6 protein-coding genes are annotated in these 5,575 nt (G+C 74.0%); 3 read left to right on the top strand and 3 right to left on the bottom strand.

The genetic code is table 11. The annotated features are described in order from the left end of the window. A partial coding sequence (locus tag VFW24_14660; GenBank protein HEX5268004.1) for an acyl-CoA dehydrogenase family protein occupies positions 1-468 on the bottom strand: 468 nt, incomplete at its 3' end. A 53-nt stretch (positions 469-521) separates the two neighbouring features. On the opposite strand from VFW24_14660, the gene VFW24_14655 reads away from it, so the two are divergent. Then, positions 522-1,427 (top strand): SDR family oxidoreductase, encoded by a 906-nt coding sequence (locus VFW24_14655; protein HEX5268003.1) that lies wholly within the window; start codon positions 522-524, stop codon positions 1,425-1,427. A gap of 14 nt (positions 1,428-1,441) precedes the next feature. Here the strand turns inward: VFW24_14655 and VFW24_14650 are convergent, their stop codons facing one another. After that, the gene (locus VFW24_14650) at positions 1,442-2,245 is read right to left on the bottom strand and encodes an SDR family NAD(P)-dependent oxidoreductase (GenBank protein HEX5268002.1); all 804 of its coding nucleotides are present in this window, start codon (positions 2,243-2,245) and stop codon (positions 1,442-1,444) included. A gap of 53 nt (positions 2,246-2,298) precedes the next feature. Between VFW24_14650 and VFW24_14645 the strand changes: the two genes are divergently transcribed. Together VFW24_14645 and VFW24_14640 are read left to right on the top strand one after the other, a co-directional pair. Beyond that, complete coding sequence (locus VFW24_14645; GenBank protein ID HEX5268001.1) at positions 2,299-3,960, top strand: class I adenylate-forming enzyme family protein; 1,662 nt, start codon at positions 2,299-2,301, stop codon at positions 3,958-3,960. A 4-nt stretch (positions 3,961-3,964) separates the two neighbouring features. Continuing rightward, entirely contained in the window at positions 3,965-5,005 is a 1,041-nt protein-coding gene (locus tag VFW24_14640) for an acyl-CoA dehydrogenase family protein (GenBank protein HEX5268000.1), read from the top strand. Between the two features lie 8 nt (positions 5,006-5,013). Here VFW24_14640 and VFW24_14635 read toward each other — a convergent pair. Continuing rightward, positions 5,014-5,575, bottom strand: a 562-nt coding sequence (locus VFW24_14635; protein HEX5267999.1) for an SDR family oxidoreductase, incomplete at its 5' end; no start/stop codon positions are given.

Genomic DNA, 5,575 nt, shown 5'->3' with positions numbered 1-5,575 from the left:
GCTCCACATCTTCTGCCCGTTGACGACGTAGTGGCCGTCGACCCGCTCGGCGCGCGTCCGCAGCGAGGCCAGGTCGGACCCGGCGCCGGGCTCGGAGAAGCCCTGGCACCACCGCACCTCCCCGTTGAGGAGGGGCGGGAGGAAGCGCTGTTTCTGGTCCTCGTCGCCGTAGGTGAAGATGGCCCGGCCCATGTACCCGACGCTCGGGATCGGCGGGGCGTCGGCGTTGCCGGCCTCGTCGTTGAGGATGGCCTCGAACACCGGGCTGCGGTCCTGGCCGCCGTACTCGCGGGGCCAGGACATGCCCATGTACCCGGCGGCGTACAGCTTGCGGTGCCATGACCGGTACATGCGGTCGTGCTGGGTATGGTCGGTTATGTCCCGCCAGCCCCCCGGCACGTTGTCGGCCAGCCACGCCCGCAGGCTGGCGCGGAACTCGGCCTCCTCCGGCGTGTCCCGGTAGTCCACGCGCTCCCCCTCCTGCGAGACAGGGTCGTCAGGTTATCGCTATGTTGAAACCGGTGGAGGGGATCTGCGAGGGACGCGTGGCCGTGGTCACCGGCGCCGGGCGGGGTATCGGCCGGGGCCACGCTCTCGAGCTGGCCCGCCAGGGGGCGCTGGTCGTGGTCAACGATCTGGGCGCCGAGGTCGACGGCCGGGGCGCGTCGGTGTCCGCCGCCCAGCAGGTCGTCGACGAGATCACCGCTGCCGGCGGCCGGGCCGTGGCCCACGTCGAGGACGTCTCCACTCCGGCCGGCGCCGACTCGCTGGTGCAGAGCGCCGTGGACACGTTCGGGGACCTGCACGCCGTCCTCAACAACGCCGGGATCCTCCGCGACAAGATGATCGTCAACCTCACCGACGAGGACTGGGACGCCGTGCTCGGCGTCCATCTCCGCAGCACCTTCCTCACGACCCGGGCCGCGGCGCGCATGTGGCGGGAGCGGTCGAAGTCCGGCCACGAGAACGACGCCCGGGTGATCAACACCTCGTCGGTGTCGGGGCTGTTCGGCAACGTGGGCCAGTCGAACTACGGGGCGGCCAAGGCCGGCATCGCCGCCTTCACGATCATCGCCTCCATGGAGCTCGGCCGCTACGGCGTCACGGTCAACGCCCTGTCCCCCAGCGCCCGCACCAGGATGATCACCCCGCGGGGCCAGGAGCGGATGGCGGCGCCGGACGGTGCCTTCGACGCCTACGCCCCCGAGAACGTGGCGCCCCTGGCGGCGTGGCTGGCGAGCGTCCACTCCGCCGGCGTCACCGGCCGGGTCTTCAACGTGCACGGCGGGCGGATCAGCGTGCTCGAGGGATGGCACGAGGGCCCCACCGTGGACAAGCAAGCCCGCTGGGAGCCGGGGGAGCTCACCGAGGTGGTGCGGGGCCTGGTCGAGCAGGCCGCTCCCAACGTCGACCTGCGCGCCGGTTAGGTCGCGGCGTGCCCCTACATCATCGAGCGGCCGCCGTTCACGTGGATCATCTGCCCGGTGACGAACGACGCCCGGTCCGACGTGAGGAACACGATCACGTCGGCGATCTCGGCCGGCCGGCCCCAGCGCTCCAGGAGCAGCGACGCGTCCAGCCCGGACCGCTCGGTGCCCCCGTCGCCTGCACCGGTGGCGGCGCGGTCGGCGCCGGCCGGGCCGGCGCTGAAGGCGGCGCGCACCCCGTCGGTGGCGGTGGGACCGGGCGCCACCACGTTGACGCGCACGAGGGGGGCGGCCTCGAGGGCCAGGACCCGGCTGAAGGCGGCCAGGCCCCCCTTGCTCGCGGCGTAGGCGGCCATCCCCTCGATGGGGCGCACGGCCGCTCCCGACGCCACGCTGACGATGGCGCCGCCCCGCTCGCGCATGTCCGGGAGGACCGCCCGGCAGCAGTAGAAGACGCCGGTGAGGTTGTTGCGCACGACGTCGTCCCACATCTCGTCGGTCGTGGCGGTGATGGCGGCGCCGGGGTAGATCCCGGCCACGTTGGCCAGCACGTCCACCGGCCCGAACCGGTCGTGGGCCGCCGCCACCATCTCCGCCACGCTGGCGCTGGAGCGCTGGTCGAACCCCACCGCCAGCGCCTGGGCGCCCCGCCCGCCGCACTCCTCGGCGACGAGCTGCGCCCCCGCGACGTCGAGGTCGGCCAGCACCAGCCGGGCGCCCTCCTCGGCGTAACGGTGGGCGGTGGCCTGCCCGATGCCGTGGGCGGCGCCCGTGACCACGACCACCCGCTCCCGGAACTCCCCGCCCTCTGCGCTCATCGTCCCCTCCTCGGCACGGTCCCCCGCAGACAACCAGACGGGGGGGAACGCTGATGCAGATCCCCGAGCTCGACCACGTGCCGACCATGCCGGTCGTGGTGCGGCGGGCGGCCGCCCTGTTCGGTGAGTCCGACTTCATCGTGACCCCGGAGCGGAGGATGACCTTCTCCGCCCTGGACCGGGCCTCGCGGGTGGTGGCGGGCCGCCTGCTGGCCACCGGCGCGGGCAAGGGGACACGGGTCGGCGCCATGTACGGGTACGGCCCGGAGTGGCTGGTCGCCTTCGCGGCCATCGCCCGCATCGGCGCCGTCTACATGCCGTTCTCCACCGCCTACAAGCCCGCCGAGCTGCGCCGGGCCCTGCGCCTCGGCGACGTGGAGCGGCTGCTGATCCCGCCCACGCTCAACGGGGCCGACCACACCGCCTTCGTCGAGGAGGCGGTCCCCGGCCTGGCCGGGGCGGGCACCGCACCCCTGTTCCTCCCCGACCTGCCCTATCTGCGGTCGGTGTGGGTGACCGGACCGACCGACCGCCCCTGGGCCCGTCCGCTGTCGCTCGACTTCTCCGCCCCCGGGGAGCCGGCCGTGACGGCGGAGCTGCTCGAAGCGGTCGAGGCCGAGGTCACCCCGGCCGACTGGATGATCACCGTGTTCACGTCGGGCACGACCGCCACCCCGAAGGCGGTCACCCACACCCACGGCAACTTCCTCCGCCACGGCGTGAACCTGGGCCGGTTCATCGGCTTCGACCGCGACACCCGCAGCTTCTGCGGAATGCCCTTCTTCTGGATCGGGGGCTGCGGCCTGGCCCTCAACATGGCGCTGGCGGGCGGCAGCACGATCCTGTGCTGCGAGGAGCGCTTCTCCCCGGACGCCGCGCTGGACCTCATGGAGGCGGAGCAGGCCAACCACATCGGCATGTGGGCGCAGCTGCGACAGCGCCTCAACCAGTACATCGCCACCACCGGGCGCGACACCAGCGGCATCCCGGCCCTGGCCGGTCCGCCGGTCGCGGACCCCGAGCTGCGCCACAACTCGCTGGGGATGACCGAGACGGTGGGGCCCCACTCGGCGGGGGGACCGGAGGCGGACCGGGTGCTGCCCGAGGAGATGCGGGGCTCGTTCGGTCTGCTCGTGCCCCACGTGGAGCACCGCATCGCCGACCCCGCCAGCGGCGCCCCGTTGCCCGAGGGCCAGGAGGGCCAGGTGTGCATCCGCGGCTACAGCCTGATGGCCGGGCTCTACAAGAAGGAGCGCCACGAGGCGTTCGACGAGGACGGCTGGTACCAGACGGGTGACCGGGGCTGGATCGAGGACGGCTACCTGTACTTCTCGGGCCGGCTGTCGGAGATGATCAAGACCGCCGGCTCCAACGTGGCGCCGCGCGAGGTGGAGCTGACCCTCGAGAGCTTCCCCGAGGTCGGCCTGGCGGTGGTCCTCGGGCTGCCCGACGCGGATCGGGGGGAGATCGTGGCGGCGGCGGTGGTGCCCACGCCGGGGTCGGACGTCGACCCCGGCGAGCTCCTGCGGCGCGCCGACAGGGAGCTGTCCTCGTACAAGGTGCCCCGGCGGGTGCTGGTGCTCAGCGAGGCGGAGCTGCCCCAGCTGGCGTCGGGAAAGGCCGACCGGCTGCGCCTCAAGGAGATGCTGGCCCGGTCGGGCGTCGACGTCGACCTCAAGGCCGACCGCAACCGGGCGGTGGCGGAGAAGGGGTGACCCGGTGCTGGCGCTTCTGAACGAGGAGCAGGAGATGCTCCGGGACCTGGCCCGGCAGGTCGCGGCGTCGGTGGCCGTGGGCCACCCCGGGGACCTGGCGACCGTCGAGCGGGCCAAGGGGTGGGCGGCCCTGGCCGACGCCGGCCTGCTGGGCCTGCGGGTGCGGGGCCCGGACGGCGCCCCCCAGGCGTCGGCCGTCGAGGTGGCGCTGGTGGCCGAGGCCCTGGGCGCCGCCCTGGCCCCCCTGCCCTACGTCGGGACGGTGGTGGCCCTCGAGGCCCTGGCCCGGGCGGGGGCGCCGGCGGCCTGGATCGACGAGATCGCCGCCGGCACCGCCCGCTACGGCCTGCTGCTCACCGCCGACCTGTCCCGCCTGGCACGCGCCGACGACTCCTCGGCGGTGGCCTTCGACGTGGACGACGCCGCGTGGGCGCTGGCGCTGACCGGGACCGCCGACCCCCCCACCCTGGCCCGGGTCGGGCTGGATCACGGCTTCGGCGCCGCCACCTCGGCCGACCTCACCCGGGCCCTGGTCCGGGGGGACGGCGGTGCCGTGGCGGCGGAGGACGCCGGCGTGGAGCTGACCGGGCCCTCCCATCAGGCGTGGCTGGCGCTGGCGCTGGTGGTGGCGGCGGCCGACCTCGTCGGGGTGATGTCCTCGGCGCTGGCCCGGGCCGTCGAGTACTCCAAGGAGCGGGTGCAGTACGGGGTCAAGATCGGCTCCTTCCAGGCCATCCAGCACCTGTGCGCCGACGCCCTGGTCCAGGTCGAGGCGGCCGGCGCCACGACCCGGTACGCGGCGTGGGCGGTGGACGCCCTGGACCCGGCCGAGGCCCTGCTGGCCGCCCGCACCGCCAAAGCGGCGGCGTCCGAGATGGCGCGCCCTGTCACCGAGACCGTGATGCAGGTCTTCGGCGGGATCGGCCAGACGTGGGAGCACGGGGCCCATCTCCACACCCGCCGGGCGCTCGTCGACCGCGAGCTGCTGGGGAACGAGGGGGAGCAGCTGCTGCGGATCGCCGACGCCCGCCTGAGCCCGACTTGACCGTGGCGCTACGACCCGGCGGCCGCCCCCATGTAGGGCGGACGCTCTCCTCCGCCGTGCACCAGCAGGTTGGTCCCGCTGATGTACGCCGCCGCCGGGGAGGCCAGGAACACGCACGCCTCGCCGACGTCGCGGGGGTCGGCCATCCGGCCCATCGGCACGGTGGCGTCGACCCGGGCTATCCCCTCCTCGTCCCCGTAGAAGAGGTGGGACTGCTCGGTCTTGACCAGGCCGGCGGTGACGGCGTTGACCCGCACCTGCGGCGCCCACTCCATCGCCAGGGTCTGGGTGAGGTTGAGCAGACCGGCCTTGGCCGCCCCGTACGCCGCCGTCTGCGGGGTGGGGCGCATCCCGCTGACGCTGCAGATGTTGATGATGGCGCCGCCCCCGTCCTGCTCGTGCATGACCCGGTAGGCGGCCTGGGAGACGTACATGGCGGCCAGCAGGTTGAGGCGGATGATCGACTCCGAGAAGCGGGGGGATGCGGTGGCGGAGTCGGCGGGGGGCGAGCCGCCGGCGTTGTTCACGGCCACGTCCAGGCGCCCGTGGCGCTGGACGATCGTGTCCACC

The sequence above is a fragment of the Acidimicrobiales bacterium genome (genome assembly GCA_036273495.1).
Classification (GTDB): Bacteria; Actinomycetota; Acidimicrobiia; order Acidimicrobiales; family JAJPHE01; genus DASSEU01.
This window is presented reverse-complemented; position numbering and strand designations above follow the sequence as displayed.